Annotated in this window: 21 protein-coding genes; 15 read left to right on the top strand and 6 right to left on the bottom strand. The window is 67.9% G+C overall.

Annotation, left to right across the window (positions count from 1 at the left end):
- Positions 1–288: 288 nt before the first annotated feature.
- The gene (locus FG323_RS16245; protein WP_141455766.1) at positions 289–834 is read left to right on the top strand and encodes a hypothetical protein; all 546 of its coding nucleotides are present in this window, start codon (positions 289–291) and stop codon (positions 832–834) included.
- A gap of 87 nt (positions 835–921) precedes the next feature.
- On the opposite strand, the gene FG323_RS16250 is transcribed toward FG323_RS16245, so the two are convergent.
- On the bottom strand, positions 922–1,797 hold the full coding sequence (locus FG323_RS16250) for a TonB family protein (protein WP_249888613.1): 876 nt from the start codon (positions 1,795–1,797) through the stop codon (positions 922–924).
- Between the two features lies 1 nt (position 1,798).
- On the bottom strand, positions 1,799–2,746 hold the full coding sequence (gene gshB / locus FG323_RS16255; protein WP_141455767.1) for a glutathione synthase: 948 nt from the start codon (positions 2,744–2,746) through the stop codon (positions 1,799–1,801).
- Positions 2,747–2,973: 227 nt separating this feature from the next.
- On the opposite strand from gshB, the gene pilG reads away from it, so the two are divergent.
- The 7 genes from pilG (at position 2,974) to FG323_RS16290 (ending at position 14,573) form a co-directional block, all read left to right on the top strand.
- On the top strand, positions 2,974–3,375 hold the full coding sequence (gene pilG / locus FG323_RS16260) for a twitching motility response regulator PilG (protein WP_141455768.1): 402 nt from the start codon (positions 2,974–2,976) through the stop codon (positions 3,373–3,375).
- A gap of 43 nt (positions 3,376–3,418) precedes the next feature.
- Positions 3,419–3,952 carry a chemotaxis protein CheW gene (locus tag FG323_RS16265; protein WP_141455769.1) on the top strand — a complete coding sequence of 178 codons (534 nt, stop codon included), beginning with the start codon at positions 3,419–3,421 and terminating at the stop codon, positions 3,950–3,952.
- A 36-nt stretch (positions 3,953–3,988) separates the two neighbouring features.
- Positions 3,989–6,025 carry a methyl-accepting chemotaxis protein gene (locus FG323_RS16270; protein ID WP_141455770.1) on the top strand — a complete coding sequence of 679 codons (2,037 nt, stop codon included), beginning with the start codon at positions 3,989–3,991 and terminating at the stop codon, positions 6,023–6,025.
- Positions 6,026–6,114: 89 nt separating this feature from the next.
- Positions 6,115–12,309, top strand: coding sequence for an Hpt domain-containing protein (locus FG323_RS16275; RefSeq protein WP_141455771.1), 6,195 nt, complete (start codon positions 6,115–6,117; stop codon positions 12,307–12,309).
- Positions 12,296–13,600, top strand: a complete 1,305-nt coding sequence (locus FG323_RS16280) for a chemotaxis protein CheB (RefSeq protein WP_141455772.1) — start codon at positions 12,296–12,298, stop codon at positions 13,598–13,600. The genes FG323_RS16275 and FG323_RS16280 overlap by 14 nt, the downstream gene beginning before the upstream one ends.
- Before the next feature lie 13 nt (positions 13,601–13,613).
- Positions 13,614–14,081 (top strand): chemotaxis protein CheW, encoded by a 468-nt coding sequence (locus FG323_RS16285; protein WP_141455773.1) that lies wholly within the window; start codon positions 13,614–13,616, stop codon positions 14,079–14,081.
- 141 nt (positions 14,082–14,222) lie between these two features.
- Positions 14,223–14,573 (top strand): hypothetical protein, encoded by a 351-nt coding sequence (locus FG323_RS16290; RefSeq protein ID WP_141455774.1) that lies wholly within the window; start codon positions 14,223–14,225, stop codon positions 14,571–14,573.
- Positions 14,574–14,589: 16 nt separating this feature from the next.
- Here the strand turns inward: FG323_RS16290 and FG323_RS16295 are convergent, their stop codons facing one another.
- Entirely contained in the window at positions 14,590–15,327 is a 738-nt protein-coding gene (locus tag FG323_RS16295) for a 16S rRNA (uracil(1498)-N(3))-methyltransferase (protein WP_141455775.1), read from the bottom strand.
- On the bottom strand, positions 15,318–16,691 hold the full coding sequence (bioA, locus tag FG323_RS16300; RefSeq protein WP_181444271.1) for an adenosylmethionine--8-amino-7-oxononanoate transaminase: 1,374 nt from the start codon (positions 16,689–16,691) through the stop codon (positions 15,318–15,320). Before bioA ends, FG323_RS16295 begins: the two co-directional genes overlap by 10 nt.
- A gap of 89 nt (positions 16,692–16,780) precedes the next feature.
- On the opposite strand from bioA, the gene nudE reads away from it, so the two are divergent.
- The 5 genes from nudE (at position 16,781) to FG323_RS16325 (ending at position 19,718) form a co-directional block, all read left to right on the top strand.
- Positions 16,781–17,335: an ADP compounds hydrolase NudE gene (nudE, locus tag FG323_RS16305; RefSeq protein WP_141455777.1), complete on the top strand. Its 555-nt coding sequence runs from the start codon at positions 16,781–16,783 to the stop codon at positions 17,333–17,335.
- On the top strand, positions 17,332–18,153 hold the full coding sequence (gene cysQ, locus FG323_RS16310) for a 3'(2'),5'-bisphosphate nucleotidase CysQ (RefSeq protein ID WP_141456020.1): 822 nt from the start codon (positions 17,332–17,334) through the stop codon (positions 18,151–18,153). Before nudE ends, cysQ begins: the two co-directional genes overlap by 4 nt.
- Positions 18,128–18,964, top strand: coding sequence for a nucleoside triphosphate pyrophosphohydrolase (mazG, locus tag FG323_RS16315; RefSeq protein ID WP_141455778.1), 837 nt, complete (start codon positions 18,128–18,130; stop codon positions 18,962–18,964). The genes cysQ and mazG overlap by 26 nt, the downstream gene beginning before the upstream one ends.
- Before the next feature lie 34 nt (positions 18,965–18,998).
- A complete protein-coding gene (locus tag FG323_RS16320; protein WP_141455779.1) occupies positions 18,999–19,322 on the top strand; it encodes a YnfA family protein in 324 nt (107 codons plus the stop codon).
- Between the two features lie 93 nt (positions 19,323–19,415).
- Entirely contained in the window at positions 19,416–19,718 is a 303-nt protein-coding gene (locus FG323_RS16325; protein WP_141455780.1) for a DUF962 domain-containing protein, read from the top strand.
- A gap of 10 nt (positions 19,719–19,728) precedes the next feature.
- On the opposite strand, the gene FG323_RS16330 is transcribed toward FG323_RS16325, so the two are convergent.
- Complete coding sequence (locus FG323_RS16330; protein WP_141455781.1) at positions 19,729–20,340, bottom strand: NAD(P)H-dependent oxidoreductase; 612 nt, start codon at positions 20,338–20,340, stop codon at positions 19,729–19,731.
- Between the two features lie 77 nt (positions 20,341–20,417).
- Here FG323_RS16330 and FG323_RS16335 point away from each other — a divergent pair, with 77 nt between their 5' ends.
- On the top strand, positions 20,418–21,059 hold the full coding sequence (locus FG323_RS16335; RefSeq protein WP_141455782.1) for a TetR/AcrR family transcriptional regulator: 642 nt from the start codon (positions 20,418–20,420) through the stop codon (positions 21,057–21,059).
- 9 nt (positions 21,060–21,068) lie between these two features.
- Here FG323_RS16335 and FG323_RS16340 read toward each other — a convergent pair whose 3' ends face one another.
- Positions 21,069–21,407, bottom strand: a complete 339-nt coding sequence (locus FG323_RS16340; RefSeq protein WP_141455783.1) for a DMT family protein — start codon at positions 21,405–21,407, stop codon at positions 21,069–21,071.
- Positions 21,408–21,533: 126 nt separating this feature from the next.
- Between FG323_RS16340 and FG323_RS16345 the strand changes: the two genes are divergently transcribed.
- Entirely contained in the window at positions 21,534–22,235 is a 702-nt protein-coding gene (locus tag FG323_RS16345) for a response regulator transcription factor (protein WP_079724910.1), read from the top strand.
- The last annotated feature ends 25 nt before the right edge of the window (positions 22,236–22,260 follow it).

Below are 22,260 nucleotides of genomic sequence, written 5' to 3' on the forward strand. Positions count from 1 at the left end.
CGGATTGCGGAAGGGGGAGGAACCTCCCGAATAAGTGGATCCGACTTCATGTCGATGACTGCCCCAGCCATGCATTCCGCATGGCTGGGGATACTTCCGTTCAGGTGATGAATGAATGTGTATCGGATGTTTTACCGAGGAGCTGGTTTCACTGCGCTGATCCTGGCCCTATGTCTGTTCGACGTTCTGCCGGGGTTACGGCTTCCAATGGTTGCTGGCTGCCTGATCGGACTGGGAATCTGTGCTGTCTTGGCGTTTGGATTCCGCCGGGCATGGAAAAGAGGCCGCGTGACCATTCCTCTGCTGGCTGGTGCGGCCTTCATCGTCGGTGGAGCGACATTCGACATCTACGCGACGTTGCACCACTCACCGGATCTGGAATACGAAGCGAATCCGCTGGCCAGGACGCTCCTGGATGAAGGATTGGCGCCGGCAACGGTGTTGATGCTGGGAGGAATTGGCCAAGCCTGCCTTGTTTTCACTTCACTCATGATCTGGATGAACCTGGTAATCCGGTTCAAATGGTATGAAGGAAAGATCGGGACATCGGAGAGAGCCGGGCTGGCCGGCAGGATGCTTCTGGCGAACAGGATGTTTGGCGCCCCGGACAACGGACTGGCGTCCTTGCTGGGGATGCGCACGGATCCCGAAGTCCTGATCTGCGGGGTCGGATTCCTGATGCTGCCCCTGTATGCCTATCGCTGGTACCTGGGGCTGGAATGGTTCGGACTCGTTCCCATTTCAAGAATCGTCGTGCCCGTGTCGCTGGTGGTGCTTGCGCTCGCGGTGCAGTTCATCTGGGCCACACGCGTGTCGCGCGCCTCCCCGGGTTGATCCATTGTTGGCTGGATGCAGCGGGTTGCCGCAGATCAGCGCTTCCGGACACACGCTGATGCGGCGGCGGGCATCGGTGGCTGGCGACTACTCGTCCCGCACTTCACCGCCGGGCAGGAAATTCCAGGTGCGGGTGACGTGCAGGATGTCGATGTGCTCGTCGGTTTCCGGCAGCGGCGGGAAGGGTTCGGCGAGGCGGACGATGCGCAGCGCGGTGGAGTCGAGCAGCGGGATGCCGCTGGACTGGATGATGCGGGTCTGCTCGATCGAGCCGTCGCGACGTACCGCCACGCTGATCACCAACTGTCCGGCCAGCCGCTTGCGGCGCGCCTCGTCCGGATAGTTGAGATTGCCCACGCGTTCGGCGCGATCGACCCAGGCGCGCAGGTAGTTGGCGTAGGCGTATTCGCGGGTGCTGGCGGAGACGAACTTGCGCTTGGGCCGCTTGGCGTACAGCTCCGAGCGCAGGTGGATTTCGGCGGCCAGCCGCGCCATCTCGGCATCGTGCTGGATCTTGCGCTCGCCCCGCGGCAGGTCGGGGCGTTCGATCGGTGGCGTCGATTCGGCCGGCGGCACCCGCTGCGCGCTGTCGCGGGTGGTGATGACGCGCGCCTCCGGCGGCGGTGCGGGCGCCGGCGACTGCGCGCGCAACGGCTGCGGCGCCAGCCCGGTCTCCTGCTGCGGCACCCAGCCGGCCTGGCTGTCGCGCGGACGCCGGGCCTTGTCGTGGTCGCCGCCGCCCTGCTGGTTGGCGGCGGCCAGGAAGTCGGCTTCCTTCGGGGTCAGCGGGGTCTGGGTCTGGCTGAGCACCACGTCCAGGGTAGGAACCACCGGCGCCGCCTCGTCCAGGCTGAAGCCCACGCCCAGCACCAGCATGCCGTGCAGGATCAGCGACAGCGCCAGGGTCGCGCCCAGGCGTTCGTTCTCGCCGACGCGGGGCGGGGCAACGGCAACCGCGTCCACGTCAGCCGGCCAGCTTGCGCTCGATGACGTCGAACAGCTGCCCGGCGATGTTCAGGCCGAACTGGGCATCGAGTTCGCGCACGCAGGTCGGACTGGTGACGTTGACCTCGGTCAGGTAGTCGCCGATCACGTCCAGGCCGACGAACAGCATGCCGCGGCGCTTCATTTCCGGGCCAACCTGGCTGGCGATCCAGCGGTCGCGCTCGCTCAGCGGGCGGCCTTCGCCGCGACCGCCGGCGGCCAGGTTGCCGCGGAACTCGTCGCCCTGCGGTATCCGCGCCAGCGCGTAGTCCACCGGCTCGCCATCGACCAGCAGGACCCGCTTGTCGCCGTCCTTGATGCCGGGGATGAAGCGCTGGGCCAGGGCCAGGTGGCCGGGGCCGACCAGGGTCTCGAGGATGACGTTGGTGTTGGGATCGCCGGCGCGGACCCGGAAGATCGAACGCCCGCCCATGCCGTCCAGCGGCTTGAGCACGGCTTCGCCGTGTTCATGGACGAAGGCCTTGAGCGCGGCCGGGTCGCGGCTGACCAGGGTGGGCGGGCAGCACTGCGGGAACAGCAGCGCGGCCAGCTTTTCGTTGAAGTCGCGCAGGCCCTGCGGATCGTTGACCAGCAAGGCGCCGGCGGCCTGGGCCACCGACAGGATGTGGGTGTCGTACAGGTACTCGCCGTCCACCGGGGGGTCCTTGCGCATCAGCACCACCTGGCCGGGGCCGAAGCGCTGGTTGACCGGTTCGCCGAGGGTGAACCAGCCGGCCTTGTCGTCCTTCACCGCCAGCGGGGCGGTGCGCGCCCAGGCCTCGCCGCCGCGCAGCGACAGCCCGCCCGGGACCACGTAGTGGAGCCGATGGCCGCGGCGCTGGGCTTCCAGCAGCATGGCAAAGGTAGTGTCCTTGGCAATCTTGATGGACCCGATGGGGTCCATGACGACGATGACATCGAACGGCATGGCGGGGAGGCGGCGGACCGGTGCGGAAAGTGCCGCGATGGTAGCAGGCCGCGCCCGCCGGGCCGTCGGGAAGCCTGGGAGCCAAGTGAGACGGAGTTCGCATCGCCGTGTTCAGCTGGGGCCTTTCCCGAGGCTCAACTTGACAGTCCGCCCCGGGGCTGGAATATAGGGGCATCGCAGCGACGCCGGTTGGTCAATGAAGCGTCGCGCGCACGGGGATTCCAGTAATGACGCAGAACGCTGACCGGGCCGGGGAACTCAATGGCCTCCGGGTCATGGTTATCGATGACTCGAAAACCATCCGCCGCACGGCGGAGACCCTATTGAAACGAGAAGGTTGCGAGGTGGTGACCGCGACGGACGGCTTCGAGGCCCTGGCCAAGATCGCCGACCAGCAGCCGCAGATCATCTTCGTCGACATCATGATGCCGCGGCTGGACGGCTATCAGACCTGTGCGCTGATCAAGAACAACCAGGTGTTCAAGAGCACCCCGGTGATCATGCTGTCCTCCAAGGACGGCCTGTTCGACAAGGCCCGCGGCCGGATCGTCGGATCCGAGCAGTACCTGACCAAGCCGTTCACGCGCGAGGAACTCCTCGGCGCGATCCGCGCGCACGTCAGCACTTGAGTGCCGTGACGCCGACTGCCACACCGCGCACTGGGAGCGGGACATGAGTCGTACGCCGTTCGATATCCTCGCCGAATACGAGCGCCGCAGCCTGGCGCATGCGGTCGTGCTGCCCGCCGTCGAGCAGGCGCCCGACCAATGGCGCGGGGTCGGCTATCGGGTCGGCCAGCGCCGGCTGGTGTCCAACTTCGCCGAAGTGGTGGAAATCGTGCCGCTGCCGCCGATGACGCAGGTGCCGGGCGCGCAACCCTGGCTGCTGGGCATCGGCAACCTGCGCGGCAACCTGTTTCCCGTGGTCGATCTCAAGCAGTTCCTGGAAGGCGAGCGCACCGTGCTGCACGAGGGGCAGCGGGTGCTGGTGATGCGCCAGCCGGGCGGGGACGTCGCCCTGACCATCGACGAGCTGTACGGACAACGCAGCTTCAATGAAACCCAGCGGACCGAGCCGGGGAGCCTGGCCGAAGGGCGTTATGGATATTTCGTCGACCGTGCGTATCACGGCGACGAGCACGATTGGGGGGTGTTCGCGCTGTCGTTGCTGGCGCGCACACCGGAGTTCCGACAAGCCGCGCTCTGACGCGGACGACAACTAGAAACAGCCAGGGGTTTGGAAATGAGCACTGCGGCGGATTCCCCCAACACCAGCAAGCTGGGCGGCCTGGGCAGCACGTCCTGGCTGGTCCTGCTGGTGATTGCGGTATTGCTGTTCGGCGCCAACACGGGCGTCGCCACCTGGCAGGGCAGCCGGTTGTCCGGCGCCAGCACCGGCGCATCGGACATGCGCGTGTTGTCGCAACAGCTGGCCAACTACGGCCGCGAGGCCGTGGCCGGCAACGCCGAGGCGTTCAAGGCGTTCCGGACCACCAAGGAACGCATCGACACCACGGTCACCGAACTGGAAGGCCGATTCGGCAAGGAAGGCGCCATCGTCGGACCGCTGACCCAGCTGAAGGCGACCTGGGCGCCGCTGGACAAGAGCGCCGACCAGATCATCGCCAGCGAGGCCGCGGTGCTGGCCCTGTCCGGCAACGCCGACCGCTTCGCCGGCCAGGTGCCGCAGCTGCAGGCGCAGTTGAATGAAGTGGTGCGCGCGATGTCGGCAGGCGGGGCTCCGTCCTCGCAGATCTACAGCGCGCTGCAACAGGTGGTGCTGGCCGGCACGATGGCCCGTCGGGTGACCGAAATCCGCGCCGGCGGCGCCGGCGCCTCGATGGCCGGCGACGCGCTCGGCCGCGACGCGGTGCTGTTCGGCCAGGTACTGGAAGGCCTGCGCAACGGCAACGCCGACCTGGGCATCGCCGCGGTCCGCAACGCCGGCGCATTGTCCGCGCTGGATCAGTCGCAGGCGCTGTGGAACAACATGAAGAAGGATCTGGACGCGATCCTGGGCAGCTCGCGCAACCTGTTCGGCGCGCAGTCCTCGGCCGCGGCGCTGACCAATGGCGCCGGCAAGATGCTGGAGGACAGCACCCGGTTGTTCGAGGCGTTCACCGCATTCGGTTCCGTGCGCGATACCCGCCTGTTCCCGAACTTCTGGATTTCGGTGGGTGCCGGCTTCCTGCTGCTGGTCTCGATCGGCGGCTTCCTTTTCAGCCTGTACCGCAACCGCCAGCGCGAACAGGAAACGCGCTACCAGACCCAGGTCGAATTCAACAGCCGCAACCAGCAGGCGATCATGCGGTTGCTGGACGAAATCAGCTCGCTGGGTGAAGGCGATCTGACGGTCAAGGCCTCGGTGACCGAGGACATGACCGGCGCCATCGCGGACGCCATCAACTACGCGGTGGACGAACTGCGCAACCTGGTGACCACCATCAACGACACTTCGGTGCAGGTGGCCGCCTCGACCCAGGAAACCCAGGCCACCGCGCTGCAACTGGCCGAAGCGGCCGGCCACCAGGCCGACCAGATCACCAACGCTTCCGAACGCATCAACGAAATCGCGGTCAGCATCGACCAGGTGTCACGCAACTCCACCGAGTCGGCGGACGTGGCGCAGCGCTCGGTGCAGATCGCGACCGAGGGCGCCGGCGTGGTGCGCGAGACCATCCGCGGCATGGACCAGATTCGCGACCAGATCCAGGAAACCTCCAAGCGCATCAAGCGCCTGGGCGAGTCCTCGCAGGAAATCGGATCGGTGGTGGAACTGATCAACGACATTTCCGAGCAGACCAACATCCTGGCCTTGAACGCCGCGGTGCAGGCCGCTTCGGCGGGCGAGGCGGGCCGCGGTTTCGCGGTGGTGGCCGACGAAGTGCAGCGGCTGGCCGAACGCCCCTCCGGCGCGACCCGCCGCATCGAATCGCTGGTGCAGGCGATTCAGGCCGACACCAACGAGGCGGTCAGTTCGATGGAACAGACCACCGCCGAAGTGGTGTCCGGCGCGCGCCTGGCCGAGGACGCGGGCACCGCGCTGGGCGAGATCGAGCGCGTGTCCAGCGATCTCAACGACCTCATCAAGAACATCTCCGGCGCAGCCCAGCAGCAGTCGGCCGCGGCCTCGGACATCACCGAGACGATGGGCGTGATCCGCCAGATCACCTCGCAGACCTCGCTCGGCGCCAAGCAGACCGCCGACTCGATCGGCCACTTGGCGCAACTGGCGGCGGACCTGCGCCGTTCGGTCGCCGACTTCAAACTGCCGGGCTGAGGACGGATCGCACGGATGAAAGCCCGAATTTCCACCGCATGGCACCCGTCCCGCACGGGATGCCGACCGCTTGCTGACGGAGCGTGCCGATGAGCGCGTTGCGAGAGGCCATGAGCCATGCCGTCCTGGGCTGGGTCAAACCCGAGCTGGACGAGACGCTGCGCCTGGCGCGCGGCGAGATCGAAGCGTTCGTCGAGACCCCGGCCGACAGCAGCCGGATGCGGTTCTGCGCCGGTTACCTGCACCAGGTCCAGGGCACGCTGCGGATGGTGGAGCTGTACGCCCCGGCGATGGTCGCCGAGGAACTGGAGCAGTTGGCGCAGGCATTGCAGGAAGGGAACGTCGCCGACCGCGACGAAGCCTGCGCCACCCTGATGCGCGGCGCGGTATTGCTGCCGGACTACCTGGAGCGCCTGCAGGACGGTCATCGCGACATCCCGATCGTGCTGCTGCCGCTGCTCAACGAGATCCGCAACGCCCGCGGCGCGTCCGGATTGAACGAAAGCATGTTGTTCCCCCCGGGAACCCCGGCGAGCGTGGCGCCGCAGCCGAGCGCCGAGGAAATCGATCACGCGCGCAGCAGCATCAGCGGGCGCAACCGCGAACTGCTCGACACGGTGGGCGGCGCGGTCAAGGAGGAACTGCTGCGGGTGAAGGACGCGCTGGACCTGCATTTGCGCACGCGCGGTGATGCCGCTTCGCTGCAACAGCAGGTCTCCGAACTGGGCAATGTCGCCGACACCCTGGGCATGATGGGCCTGGGCGTGGCACGCGATGTCGTGCAGCAGCAGCGCGACGCGCTGCGCGATGTGGCCGAAGGCCGCCGCCAGGCCGACGAGGGCACGCTGCTCGATATCGCCGGTGCGCTGCTCTACGTGGACGCGTCGCTGGACGACCAGGTCGCGCGCCTGGGCGGTCCGGCCGACGAAGGCCAGCAGGATCCGAGCGCGGTCGAATCGCAGCGCACCGTCGAGGTGCTGGCGCAGGAGGCGATCATCAATTTCGCTTCGGCACGCGAGAAGTTCGTCGCCTTCATCGAGACCAACTGGGATCACGCCGAACTGGCCGAAGTGCCGCGCCTGCTCGACGAAGTCGCCGGCGCCATGCGCATGCTGGAACTGGATCAGGCCGGCGATTACCTGCTGGGTGTGCGCCGCTACGTCAGCAATGAATTGATCGGCAAGCGTCGCGTGCCCGGAGGGCAGCAGCTCGACACGCTCGCCGATGCGCTGGCCAGCCTGGAGTACTACCTGGAAGCGCTGCGCGAGCGGCGCCCCAATCGCGACGATATCCTGGAAATCACCCGCAGCAGCCTGGAAAACCTGCGGTATTGGCCGCTCCCGGAGGAAGCCCGGGCGGATGCGCCCGAGGAAGAGCCGCGGGCTCCGGCGCAGCCGGAAACCGGGGCGCCGATGGCACCCGCCACCGCTGCCATCGACGGCACCGACGCGCAGGCAAATCCCTTCGATCCGGTGGGTTTCGAATTCACCGAGGAAGCGCCGCTGCCGCCGAGCACGGTCCCGGTCAGCTGGGAACCGGCGGAACTGGAAATCGAATCGGATACGACCGGCGACGACGTCGAACTCGCCGCGGTGATGGCCGACATCGACGCGGCGGCCAGCGCGCTGGCGCCGACCGGCGATGGCCATGCCAAGCCGCAGGCCGTTCCGCAGGTACCGCACGCGCCGCCACCGGTCGCGGCGGTGACGGCGCTGGCCGGGGGATTCGAAGTCGAGGGTGGCGACATCGACGACGAGATCCGGGAAGTATTCCTGGAGGAATTCGACGAGGAGATCGTCAATCTGCGCCAGCTGTTGCCAGCTTGGCGGACGGTCCCCGAGGATCTGGAACGGCTGCGTCCGATCCGCCGCGTGTTCCACACCCTGAAGGGCAGTGGCCGCCTGGTCGGCGCGAAGGCGCTGGGCGAGTTCAGCTGGAAAGTCGAGAACATGCTCAACCGCGTGCTGGATCGTACGCGCGCGCCGAGCACGGCAGTGGCGGTGCTGCTGGAACAGGCCTGCGACGTGCTGCCGCAATTGAACGCGGCACTGCGCGGACAGGCGCCGGTCAGTGCGGACCTGGAAGGCATCAAGGCCGTGGCCGATCGGATCGCGGCGGGCGAGGAAGCGTTCTACTCGAAGCAGGACACGGCGGGCGCCGAAGCAATCGCAGCAATCGAGTCGGTCGAGGATGGAGGACCCGCGGCGCTCGAGCCGACTGGGAACGCGGACAGCCGCATCGCCGAATCGGAACCGGATTTCCTGTCCGGCACGCCGGCTTCGGTGGACTCGGTCCTGCGGGAGATCCTGGAAGCGGAAGTCGCCACGCATCTGGAAACCGTCCACGGCTGGCTGTCGGCGGCGCGTATCGCGCCACAACCGGCAACCGAACCGCTGCTGCGCGCGATGCACACGATGAATGGCGCGTTCGCGATGGCGGACGTGCCCGAAATCATCGAAGTCACCGCACCGGCCGAGCAGTACATCAAGCGGTTGCTCGCCGCTGCCGGCACGCCCGCGCCGGAAGGCGTGGACGCGCTTTCCGACGCGGCCACAGCGATTGCCCGCAGCATCGATGCACTCAACAGGCCCTCGCCGCGCATCCCCGTGTTCGCGGCGCTGTCCGCGCGCCTGGCCGCCTTGCGAGACAGCCTGCCCGACGTGCGTGCCGGGGCCCAACTGGTCAACGACAGTGCCCAGGGCACCTATGTCGAGACCGTATCCGGCACCGCGGGCCCGGCACCGCTGGAAGACGTGCAGTTGGCGCCACACGATCTGTCCCGCTTCATCGAGCCCTCGCAGGCCGACGCGCTCGGCGTCACCGGCTGGCGTGATACGACCGGAACAGCGACAACGACGGACGCAGGCGACGTGCAGGAGACCGGGGCGTTGCCACCCGTGGAAGCGGGCGAGCCGCTTGCACCTGCAGCGCTCGATTCCGCAATGGTCGATTCGGCCTCCTCCGAAGTCGCCCCGTCCGAAGGCGCGCCGGAGGCCTCGGTCGCGGATGCCACCGCGGCGGCGCAGGCCGCCAGCACCATCAACTTCTACGATGTGCACGACGTGCGCACCTCGTATGTCTATACGCCCTGGTCCGATGCCGAATCCGTCCCCGCGATCGATGCGGCGTCCGGTTCCGCCGATGATGCGACGCCGGCTACCGAGCCTGCACCGGAAACGACGGTCGAGACAACGGCCGGGCTTTCCGGCGATGCGCTGGTGGTCGAGGAGATTGGCCTCGACGCGACAGATGGAGAGGTCGGCGAGGAAATCGCGCTCGACGATGCCACGACCGTTGGCGATACCGCGAGCCTGGACGACGCGCTGGTATGGGAGAGCGTCGCGCTGGTCGAGGAAGCCAGCGTCGACCCAGCGTCCCCTGTGTCCGCCATCCGCGACGACGCCGACGAATCGGATGGTCGGGAAGAAGACATCGTTGCTTCCCCGGATTCGGAAATCACGCCCGTGGAAGTGGAAGCTTCCGCCGCCGACGCGTTCGTCACGGAAAGCGCCGGCCAGCCAGGGTCGGAAGCGGATGGAGAACCGGTTTCCGCTGCCGTCGACGTTGAAGTCGCCGACATTGAATCGGAGGCATCTTTTGCCAGGCCGGAGATCGGCGCGGGCGACGAACCGCCGTCCGACCTCGAAGCCGGCGACGCCGGTTTGATCGCCGGATTGGCCGAAGCGGAACCCGAACCCGAACCGGATCTGGCGGAAGCCGGATTTGCGGAAACCGAAGCCACCACAGCGACCGAAACCACCTTCGATGCGGCCGTGATCGAGGCGGAATCCGAAGCCCTGCCCGCGGCCGAGCCGGCCCCGGAACGCGCGGAAGCGGAGACCGCAGGTACGGACGCCGATACGTCGCCGGCGCCCGCGGCGATCGAGACTTCCGCTGTGGCGGAAGACGCGGTACAGGCATCCGCCGAGGCTGCAGCCATGGAAGAACAGCCCGAAGACGCGCTCGATCTGACCGGTCTGGACCTGGATCTGGTCGAGATTTTCGTCGAGGAAGGCAATGACCTGCTCGACCATTCCGACGACCTGCTGGCCAGGCTGCGCGAAACGCCGGAAGACCGCAGCCTGGTAACCGGCCTGCAACGCGATCTGCACACCCTCAAGGGCGGCGCACGCATGGCCGGCATCCACGCGGTCGGCGATCTGGGGCACGCGATCGAATCGATGCTGGAATCGATCGTGGCCCAGCGCACCGAACTGGACCGGCGCGGCGTGCAACTGCTCGAACGCGGCTTCGATGCGTTGCACGAACAACTCAAGCGGGTGTCCGCGCATCGCGCGGTCCGCCTGCCGGAAGGACTGATCGGGGAATTCGTCGCCCACGCGCGCGGACTGGAGCCGCCCACCGGACCCGAACGCGTGGTCGAGCCGGCCCCCGCGCCGGTCACGCTGGCGCCGTTGTCGGCACCGGTCGAGACCGAATTCGCGCAGGACGAGGAGTTCTTTCCGCATAGCCAGCAGGAACAGGTGCGCGTACGCGCGGACCTGCTGGACCGCCTGGTCAACCATGCCGGCGAAGTGGCGATCTACCGCGCCCGCCTGGAGCAGCAGCTCGGTGCGTTCCGCGGTGCGATGGCCGAACTGGAACGCACCAACACCCGCCTGCATGACCAGTTGCGCCGCCTGGACCTGGAGACGGAGGCGCAGATCGTCGCGCGCTACCAGCGCGAGCAGGATCACCAGGACGCCACCTTCGACCCGCTGGAGCTGGACCGCTTCTCCACCCTCCAGCAGCTCAGCCGCGCACTGGCCGAATCGGCCGCCGACATCAGCGGCCTGCAGGGCGTCCTGGACGATCTGGCGCGCAACTACGACAGCCTGCTGCACCAGCAGTCGCGCGTGAGTTCGGAACTGCAGGATGGCCTGATGCGCGCGCGCATGGTGCCGTTCGAGGGCATCGTGCCGCGCCTGCGGCGCGTGCTGCGCCAGGCCGCGACCGATACCGGCAAGCAGGTCCGCCTGTTGCTGGAAGGCACCCACGGCGAAATGGATCGCAACGTGCTGGAGCGCATGACCGCGCCGCTGGAACACCTGCTGCGCAACTCGGTGGCACACGGCCTGGAGTCGCCCGAGAAGCGCACCAAGGCGGGCAAGCCGGAGGAAGGCACGGTGCAGGTCCACCTGCGCCGCGAAGGTTCGGAAATGGTGTTGAGCGTCCGCGACGACGGTGCGGGCCTGAACCGCGCGGCGATCCGCGAGCGCGCCGAACAGCGCGGCCTGTTGCAGCCGGGCACGGCCATCGACGACATCGACCTGGATCGGTTGATCCTGGAATCGGGTTTCTCCACCTACGACAGCGTCAGCCAGCTGGCCGGACGCGGCGTCGGCATGGACGTGGTCTACAACGAAGTGCGACAGCTGGGCGGCTCGCTGGACATCGCCTCGCGCCAGGGAGAGGGGGCCGAGTTCACCTTGCGCCTGCCGCAGACGCTGGCGGTGACCCAGGCCGCGTTCGTGCAGATCGGTGAAACCCAGTTCGCCGTGCCGGTCGCGTCGGTCAGCGGCATCGGCCGCATCAGCCATGCGCGCTTCGAAGCCGGCGAAGGCGGTTACGTCTACGGCGGCGAGGAATACACCCTGTACAACCTGGGCCACCTGGTCGGCCATGCGCCGGCGCGCGCGGAAGGCGAGGCGCAGGTGCCGCTGCTGCTGATCCGCGCGGGCGACATGCGCGCGGCGGTGGCGGTGGATCAGGTGCTGGGCAACCGCGAAATCGTGGTCAAGGCCGTCGGTCCGCAGTTGGCCTCCATTCCCGGCATCTACGGCGCCACCATCACCGGCGACGGCAGCGTGGTGGTCATCCTGGACATCGCGCCGCTGGTGCGTCGCCATCTGGCCCAACCGCAGCAACCGGCGTCGGCCGCGCCGGTGCAGGAGCAGCGGCGCGTGCCGCTGGTGATGGTGGTCGACGACTCGCTGACCATGCGCAAGGTGACCGGCCGCGTGCTGGAGCGCCACAACTTCGAGGTCACCGCCGCGCGCGATGGCGTCGAAGCGCTGGAGAAGCTGGAAGACCGGGTGCCGGACCTGATGCTGCTGGACATCGAGATGCCGCGCATGGACGGCTACGAGCTGGCAACCGCGATGAAGGCCGACCCGCGCTTCAAGGACGTGCCCATCGTCATGATCACCTCGCGAACCGGCGACAAGCACCGCCAGCGCGCGTTCGACATCGGGGTGCAGCGCTACATGGGCAAGCCGTACCAGGAACTGGATTTGATGCGCAACGTCTACGATTTGCTGGGAATCGCCCGTGTCCGCGAATGAGGTCAAGCGCGTCGCCCTGCTGGCCCGCTCCGGACCGGCGCGGGAACGCCTGCGCAGCGCACTCAACGAGGTGGGTGCGGACATCGTGCTGGAAGACGATCCGGCGGCGATCGATGCGCAGACGGTGACCGACGCGGCCCCCGAAGTGGTGCTGGTGGCGTTGGAGCCGGCCATCGAGGACAGCCTTGCCCGATTCGATGCCGTGCTCGACGATCCGGCGATCGCCGTGCTGTTCGAGGAAGCCGAACTGGCCGCACGCCGCGATGGCTGGGAAGCGCGGCGCTGGGCCCGCCATCTGGCGGCCAAGATCAACGGCCATGACGACGTGTTGCCGCCCGGTCGCGAAGAGGATGCGTCGCTGGCGCTGGAACCGGGCCTGCCGCCCACGCCCGCGCAGATGCATGCCGATGCCGCGATCGAACCGCACCTGCACGAGGCGGTGGATCGCGCCTGGGAACTTCCCGACGACGATTTCGCCTACCGGCCGCCATCGGCGACCGCCCAGTCCGCGGTGGTCGATGCGGACGAGTGGTTGCGTGGCGCGGCACCGAAGGAAGAACCGTCCGTGGAAATCCCGCCGCCTCCGTCGCGTCCGCCGGCCATCGAGCCGGTCTGGGATCTGGCGCTGGAGCCGGTGACCACGGAACCCGCGGCTTCGTCCCCGGCATCGCCGGCCGTTCCGCCGCCGCTGGCTGGAAACCCGGCGCCGTCGAAGTGGGAACTGTCGCTGGAACCGCTGGAGCCCACCGCCGCGGGCGGCGGTCCGCGTACGCCGGGCGCGGTGCTGGTGTTCGCCGGCATCGGCGGCCCGGATGCCATACGCAAGTTGTTGGCCGAGTTGCCGCCTGATTTCGGCCGTCCGTTGATCATCCACCTGAAGCTGGATGGCGGACGCTATGACAACCTGGTGCGCCAGATGGCGCGGGTATCGACGATGCCGGTGATGCTGGCCGAAGCCGGGCACGCGGCCGAGGCGGGGCATGTCTACGTGCTGCCGGGCGACGTCGGCGTCGGCGTGGAACAGGGTGCGATCGATTTCCGCGCTCATGGCGAGCTCGAGACCGCGATCGCGCAACTGCCGGCGCGCGACAGCGCGGTGCTGCTGCTCAGCGGCAGCGACAGTCACTGGGTCGACGCGGCGTGGTCCCTGGCGGCGCAGGGCGCCTGGGTGACCGCACAGGCGCCGGAGGGCTGCTACGACCCCGCCGCATCGCATGCGCTGGCCGCACGCGGCGGACCGCTGGCCTCGCCGGTCGACATGGCCCGGCAACTGGCCGAACGCTGGATCTGAGGAGACTTTCTTCATGGCACATTCGAACGACGAGATCCGTGGCGTGCTGGTGCAGAGCGGCGATGATCGCCTGTTGTTGCCCAACGCGACGATCGCCGAAGTGCTCTCGCGTGCACCGATCATGCCGATCGAGGGCGCACCGGCCTGGCTGGCCGGCGCCATCGATTGGCATGGCTGGCGGGTACCGCTGGTCGCCTTCGCGCGACTGACCGGACTGGGCGGCGAAACGGCGCAGGCCAACAACAAGATCGTGGTGCTGAAAGCGCTGGGCGGACGCGCTGAACTGCCTTACTACGCGCTGCTGACGCCGTCGTTCCCGCGCCTGGTCTCGGTGCCGCGCGACGGCCTGCTGGCCGACGCGACCGAGGAAGAACTGCCGGCCGGCGTGCAGGTGCGCGTGCTGCTCGGCGACGAGGTGGCGATCCTGCCCGACCTGCAACTGGTCGAGGACCGCATCCACGAGGCGCTGCAGGCCGCCTGAGGACGCATCCGTTCACGCGGTTTCCACCGCGCTGAACTTTTGCCGGCGCGGCGACGGGCATTCACGCCTGGTTTGCGGCGGCGGTGACAGCGTGATCGCGCTGCCGAGCGCAGCTTCTCCACCGCGATACGGGAGGCCGTCATGAAAGCCTGGATTCTTCTTCCCCTTTGCCTGCTGGCCGCGCAGGCCGCTGCCCAGCAGGGATCGCCGCAGCCGGTGCGCACCGAGTCGCTGACCACCTATCACGGCGGTGGCCAGAGTCGCCAGCTGCAGGAACAGAGCGGACCGGTCACCGTGCGCTGGGGGCAACCGGAAACCCTGCCCAACGCCGCCGACTACCGGGTCACCGTCGCCGATCTCGATCGCAACGGCGATGGCGTCGTAAGCCGCGAGGAAGTACCGGAGGGCCACGCACTGGCGAGCGAATTCAAGCTGGTCGATCGCAACCACGATGGCCGCATCACCGCCGAGGAACTGGCCGCCTGGCGATGAGGCGCGCGACCCGCGTCTAGGCGAGATCGCCGAAGCGCGCCTGCAGGGCCGCGATTGCGGCCAGGCCGGCGGTTTCCGTGCGCAGGATGCGCGGCCCCAACCGCATGCCCTGGAATCCGGACGCCAGCAGGATCTCTCGATCACGCGGCGACCAGCCGCCCTCCGGCCCGATGGCGACGACGACGCCGGCATCCGGCGGCACGCTCATCGCGGCGAGCGACAATTCGCCGACCGGGTCCAGCAGCAGCCGCAGATCGGACGCCGCGCACGCCTGCGCCGCCTGCATCAGCCCGGTCGGCGGCGCCAACTCCGGCACCCGGCCGCGGCCACTCTGCTCACAGGCCGACACGATCACGCTGCGCCAGTGCGCGACCCGCTTGTCCAGGCGTTCGGCATCCAGCTTCACTTCGGTGCGCTCGGCGTTCACCGGCTGGAAGCGGGCGACGCCGAGTTCGGTCGCCTTCTGCAGGATCAAATCCATTTTCTCGCCGCGGGCGATGCCCTGGATCAGGGTCAGTCGCAGCGGTGATTCGCGATCGACCGGCAACGCGGACAGGATTTCGACGCGCACCTCGCGCTTGCCCACGCCGACCAGACGGGCGGCGTAGTCATGGCCGTCGCCGTTGAACAGCACGCACTCGTCGCCTTCGCGCAGGCGCAGGACCCGGCCGAGATGGTTGGCTGCGGACTCCGGCAGCGCGAAGGTCCGCGCCGGCGCGAGCGGCAGGTCGACGTGGCAACGGGTCAGGCGCATGCGATGGCTTCCTCGATGGCGGCGCGTGTGGTGGCGGCCAGCAGCTCCAGTTGCGCCTCGTCCACGCAGTAGGGCGGCATCCAGTACAGCACGTCGCCCAGCGGCCGCAACACCACGCCGCGCGCCAGCGCAGCGCGATAGGCGTGCAGGCCGATGCGCCGGCCGGGTTCGAACGGATGGCGGCGGTCGCCGTCGCGGGTCAGTTCGATCGCCAGGATCATGCCGGCCTGGCGCACGTCGGCGACCCAGGGCAGTTCCTCCAGCGGCGCGGCCAGTGTCGCCATGCGGCTGGCGGTGGCCCGATTGCGGGCCAGCACGTCATCCTGGGCGAAGATGTCCAGGCTGGCCAGCGCGGCGGCGCAGGCCAGCGGGTTGCCGGTGTAACTGTGGGAATGCAGGAAGGCGCGTTCGCGGGAATCATCGAGGAAGGCGTCGTAGATCGCCTGCGTGGTCAGCACCGCGGCCAGCGGCAGGAAGCCGCCGGTCAGGCCCTTGGACAGGCACAGCAGATCCGGCATGACGCCACTCTGTTCGCTGGCGAACAGGGTGCCGGTGCGACCGAAGCCGACCGCGATCTCGTCGGCGATCAGGAACACACCGTGCGCATCGCAGAGCTCGCGTGCGCGTCGCAGATAATCCGGATGGTGCATGCGCATGCCGCCGGCGCACTGCACCCGCGGCTCCAGGATCAACGCGCAGATTTCACCGGGGTGGCGGTCCAGCAGATCCGCCAGTGCATCGGCCGCGCGCGCGGCGATGTCGGCGTCGCTCTCGCCCGGTTCGGCCTGCCAGGCGTCGGGCGAGGGCGTGAACAGCGCTTCGGCGAGCAGCGGTGCATAGATGCGCCGGTACAGCGGAATGTCGCCGACCGCCAGCGCCCCCAGGGTTTCGCCGTGGTAGCCGTTCTCCAGCGCGATGAACTTCGTCCGCCGCGCCTCGCCGCGATTGTGGAAGTAGTGGAAGGCCATCTTCAGGGCGACTTCCACCCCGGCCGAACCGTTGTCGGCATAGAACACCTTCGCCAATGGCGCGCGTCCGGGTTGCCGCGGCGCCAGCGCCAGCAGGTGCTCGGCCAGTTCCACCGCGGGCGGGTGGCTGAAGCCGGCCAGGATCACCTGTTCCAGTTGTCCGGCCTGGCGTGCGATGGCGGCGGCGATGCGCGGTTCGGCATGCCCGAACAGGTTGGTCCACCAACTGCTGACCGCGTCCAGATAGCGCCGTCCATCCTGGCCGATCAACCAGGCGCCTTCGCCCCGGGCGATGGGAACCAACGGCAGGGTATGGGGATGCTCGCGCATCTGGGTGCACGGGTGCCACAGGACCGCGAGATCGCGCGAACGCCAGGCGTCGGCCTCTGCTAGCATTCGGGTTTCATGATTCGTTTCCGCCATCCCGCCATGATATCGGCGTGCCTGCCCTTCCGTCGCCCGGTTCCCGTCCGCGGAGCGCAGCCATGAGCCGGCGCCTGCCGATCATCCACGGCGTGACCGAGCGCTCCGGCGGCCCGCTGGAGCGCAACGTCGAGGAACTCGATCTGGAGTTCAGCAACGGCGAGCGCCGGCGCTTCCATCGCGTTCGCGCGGAAGGGCATGGCGCGGTGGTGGTGGTGCCGCTGATCGACGACGACACCGTGCTGCTGGTGCGCGAGTACGCCGCCGGCGTGCATCGTTATGAACTGGGCCTGGTCAAGGGTCGCATCGACGCCGGCGAGACGCCGGAACAGGCCGCCGATCGCGAACTCAAGGAAGAAGCCGGCTACGGTGCGCGGCGCGTCGACGTGCTGCGCAGCCTGACCCAGGCGCCCCTGTACATGAGCCACCAGTCCTGGCTGGTGGTCGCACGAGATCTGTATCCGGAGCGCCTGCCCGGAGACGAACCCGAGGAGTTGGAAGTAGTGCCGTGGAAGCTTGATGCCCTCGACCAGCTGATGCTGCGCGAGGATTTTTCGGAAGGTCGTTCGCTGGCGGCGCTGTTCATTGCCCGTGAATGGCTGCGTACCTCGGCATGAGCCGGATGACCTCGGACCTGCACGAAGCCGTACTCGTCATCGCCCGCGAAGCCGGGGAGGCGATCATGGCGGTGTACGAACAGGGCTTCGACGTGACCCGCAAGGCCGACGACAGCCCGCTGACCGCCGCCGATCTGGCCGCGCACCGGGTGATCTCGGAAGGCCTGCGCCGGTTGACGCCGGAATGGCCGGTGCTGTCGGAGGAGGCGGCCGACATCCCCTGGCAAACCCGTTGCGCCTGGCCGACCTACTGGCTGGTGGATCCGCTGGACGGCACCCGCGAGTTCATCAAGCGCAATGGCGAGTTCACCGTCAACATCGCGTTGATCGAACAGCACATCCCGATCTTCGGCGTGGTGCAGGCGCCGGTGACCGGCGAGATCTGGCACGCCGAACGCGGCCGCCACGCGTATCGCCGGCGCGGCCAGGTGGACGAGCAATTGCGCAGTCGCGCGCCAGCGAAAGCACCGCTGCGGGTGGCCGCCAGCCGTTCGCACCGCGACGCGCGCACGGAGTCGGTGCTGGCGCGGATGGGCGACATCGAACTGGTGGGGCTGGGTTCGTCGTTGAAGTTCTGCCGCATCGCCGAAGGCACCCTGGATGTGTATCCACGTTTCGGACCCACCTCGGAATGGGATACCGCCGCCGCGCAGTGCGTGCTGGAAGCCGCCGGCGGCGCGCTGCTGGCACCGGACGGACGCGCGTTCCGCTACAACCGCCGCGAGACCCTGCTCAACGGCGATTTCATCGCCCTGGGCGATCCCGCGCTGCCGTGGCGCGAATGGCTGGAGGATGGCGCCGTTGAACAGACCGCCTGATCCGCGCGACATCCGCGAACTGCTCGACATCATGGCGCGCCTGCGCAATCCCGAAGGCGGTTGCCCGTGGGATCTGGAGCAGGACTTCTCCACCATCGCGCCGTACACGATCGAGGAAGCCTACGAAGTCGCCGACGCGATCGACCGTGGCGATCTCGATGACCTGAAGGACGAACTGGGCGACCTGCTGCTGCAGGTCGTGTTCCATGCGCAGATGGCCAAGGAGCAGGGCGCGTTTGCGTTCCTGGACGTGGTCGCGGCGATCTGCGACAAGATGATCCGGCGCCATCCGCACGTGTTCGGCGAAGCCAGTTTCGAGGATGCCGAAGCGCAGACCCGCAACTGGGAAGCGATCAAGCAGGCCGAGCGCGCCGCCGCCGGCAACGCCGACGCCTCCGCGCTGGCCGGCATCTCGCGCGGGTTGCCGGAATGGCAGCGCGCGGTGAAATTGCAGTCACGCGCGGCGCGGGTCGGTTTCGACTGGCCCGGTCCGGCACCGGTGATCGACAAGCTGCATGAGGAAATCGGCGAAGTGCAGGTCGAACTGGCGCGGGGCGATGTCGTGTCCAACCATGATCGATTGGAGGACGAGATCGGCGACCTGTTGTTCGTCGCCGCCAACCTGGCGCGGCATGCCAAGGTCGATCCGGGCGCCGCGCTGCGTCGCGCCAACCTCAAGTTCGAACGCCGCTTCCGGGCGATGGAAGCCATCGCGGCCGAACGCGGGGAAACCATGAAGGATCTGCCGCTGGAGCGGCAGGAGGCGCTCTGGCAGCAGGCCAAGCAGCGCGAACGGGGCACGCCGGAGTGAGTTTCCGTATCGGTGCCGGCGAAGGAGGGGACACATGAAGACCCTGCTGCTGTTCGTCATCACCGCGCTGGCGGAAATCGTCGGTTGCTATCTGCCCTACCTGTGGCTGCGCAAGGACGGCAGCGCCTGGTTGCTGGTGCCGGCGGCGGCGAGCCTGGCCCTGTTCGCCTGGCTGCTGACCCTGCACCCCACCGCCTCGGGTCGCGTGTACGCGGCCTACGGCGGCGTTTATGTCACCATCGCGATTGGCTGGCTGTGGGCGGTCGACGCGGTCAAGCCGACCCGCTGGGATCTGCTGGGCGCGGGGCTGTGCCTGCTCGGCATGGCGGTGATCATGTTCGCGCCGCGGCCGGGCTGAATTCCTGCGCGGCGTTGCGTCTGCCAGCGCACGGCGCCATCATCCACGGCGATCGCCGCGCATCGGTGCGCATCAGGGTCGGGAGAGCGAACCATGGGCCGTTTCGCCAGTTTCCGCGAGTTCTATCCGTTCTACCTGAGCGAGCACAGCAACCGCACTTCACGACGGCTGCACTTTGTCGGCAGCTGCGGCGTGCTGCTGCTGGTCGCCTGGGCGTTCGCCTCGGGCAATTTATGGTGGCTGCTGGCCGCGCTGTTCTGCGGCTACGGCTTTGCCTGGATCGGCCATTTCTTTTTCGAGAAAAACCGTCCGGCCACCTTCCGCCATCCGTTCTATTCCTTCGCCGGCGACTGGGTGATGTTCAAGGACATCCTGACCGGCAGAATTCGCTTCTGAGCCTGCGCGCTCAGGCCACCTTGGCCAGGTCGCGTTCCCGGTGGGCGGCGAACAGGCGATGGCCGATGTCGAAGGCGGTCGCCAGATGCCGCGCCGGCGCTTCACCTGCGAGCGGGGCCAGCAGTTCGGACGTGGACACCCGCGCGCCGCAGTATTCGAAGATGCCGTGATCGATCTGCGTGCGCATGGCGCCGAAGTAGCCGTGCCGCGCGTAGGTCCGCATGTCCGCGCCGCCGATCGCCAGCAGGTGCACGGCCAGGCGACCGAGCCTGCGTTCGTCGCGGCCATCCTTTTCCTGGTACGCCCAGCCCTGCGAGAACACCCGGTCGATCCAGCCCTTGAGCAGGCCGGGCATCGACCACCAGTAAACCGGGTACACCAGGGCCAGCGCATCGGCCCGGTCGATGCGCGCCTGCTCGGCGCGCACGTCGGCGTCGGCGGGTCCCTGCTGGAGGAAACGGGCGATATCCGTCGCGGTGAAGCGGGGATCGAAGCTTTCCCTGGCCAGGTCGGCGATCTCGGCGGTGTGCCCGGCATCCTCCACGCCATCGGCCAGCCGGCGGGCCACGGCATGGGTGAACGATTGGGTCAGCGGGTGGGCGGTGACGATCAGGGCATGCACGGCAGGCTCCGGGAGTGGGCGGTGGCGTATATACTTCGAGTAACTTACGAAGCGTAACTTACTTTTGGTATATAGCGATGTCAAGCCGCCGCAAAGCCACCCAGGAGACTGCCGTAGCCGGCACGCCCGCTCCGCGCCGACGGCTCGCGCGCGAGCAGCGCTACCGGCAACTGCTGGACGCCTCCTGGCGCCTGATCGGCGAAGAGGGTACCGAGGCGCTGTCGCTGGGACGCCTGGCGGAAGCGGCCGGCGTGACCAAGCCGGTGGTGTACGACCACTTCGGCACCCGCGCCGGCCTGCTGGCCGCGCTCTACCAGGATTTCGATTCGCGCCAGTCCGCGCTGATGGACGAGGCGCTCCGCCACGGGGCCGAGGATCTGCCCGCGCGCGCGCGCATCATCGCGTCCTGTTTCGTGGATTGCGTGCTGTCGCAGGGACGCGAGATTCCCGGCGTGGTCGCCGCGTTGGCGGGATCGCCGGAAATGGAGCGGATCAAGCGCGAGTACCAGGGCGCCTTCATGGCCAAATGCCACGGCCTGCTGGCGCCGTTCGCACCACGCGGTACGCTGCCGGCGGCCAGCCTGTGGGCGCTGCTGGGCGCGGCGGAATCGTTGTCCTACGCGGCGGCGGCGGGCGCGATCGAAGCGGCGCAGGCGCGCCAGGCACTGACCGATCTCGTCATCGCGATCGTGCAGCGCGGGGACGGCGTGCCGGCCTAGCGCGGCGGATTATTCGTAGAACATCAGGAACGCCGCGCCGACGATCAATGCGAACGCAGCGTAGTGGTTCCATTTCAGCGGTTGGCCCAGGTACCAGGTGGAGAAGCCGGCGAACACCACCAGGGTCAGGATTTCCTGGATGGTCTTCAATTGCACCACCGAATAAACAGTGCTGCCCAGGCGGTTGGCCGGCACCATCAGCGTGTACTCGAAAAAGGCGATGCCCCAGCTGGCGAAGATGGCCAGCAGCAGCGGTGCGCTGCGGTACTTGAGATGCCCGTACCAGGCGAAGGTCATGAAGATGTTGGAGCCGAGCAGCAGCAGCAGGGGCAGGGTGCGGGCGAGCATGGGGAGGAGGAAGGCGGGAGGACGCGCAAGCCTAGCTTCACTGGCGGCTGAATGGCAGGGTGTCCCTTCACGTGACCTCAACCTGGGGCCGGGTAGCTTCACAAACCTGAAGCACAGGAGCCTCATATGCGCCACTCACAGGAAACCGCGGGATTGGTCCTGGTCGTCGAAGACAACCGCAACATTTCGGAAATGGTCGGCGAATACCTGGAAGGCCGGGGATTCGAGGTCGATTACGCCTCGGACGGACTGGACGGCTACCGGCTGGCCACCGAGAACAGCTACGACGTGGTCGTGCTGGATCTGATGCTGCCACGCATGGATGGCATGGAGGTCTGCAAGAAGCTGCGCAATGAAGCGCGCAAGTCCACGCCGGTATTGATGCTGACCGCCCGCGACACCCTGGACGACAAGCTGACCGGCCTGAGTTCCGGCGCCGACGATTACCTGACCAAGCCTTTCGCCATCCAGGAACTGGAAGCGCGCCTGCGCGCGCTGATCCGGCGCGAGCGCAGGCAGGTCGGCGCCGAGGTGCTGAAGGTCGCGGACCTGGTACTCGACCCGGTGAGCATGCGCGCCACCCGCGGCGGCAACGAACTGATGCTGTCGCCGATCGGCCTGCGCCTGCTGACCATCCTGATGCGCGAATCGCCGCGGGTGGTCACCCGGCAGGAAATCGAGCGCGAAATCTGGGGCAACGGGCTGCCGGACTCGGACACCCTGCGCAGTCACCTGTATAACCTGCGCAAGGTGATCGACAAGCCATTCGACAAGCCGCTGCTGCATACCGTCCAGAGCGCCGGCTATCGCATCGCGGACATCGGCTGAGGGCCACGGCATAATCCGGCCGGGG

Origin of the sequence: Pseudoxanthomonas sp. z9, assembly GCF_006542425.1 — a bacterium.
In the GTDB taxonomy this organism is placed as follows: Bacteria; Pseudomonadota; Gammaproteobacteria; order Xanthomonadales; family Xanthomonadaceae; genus Pseudoxanthomonas_A.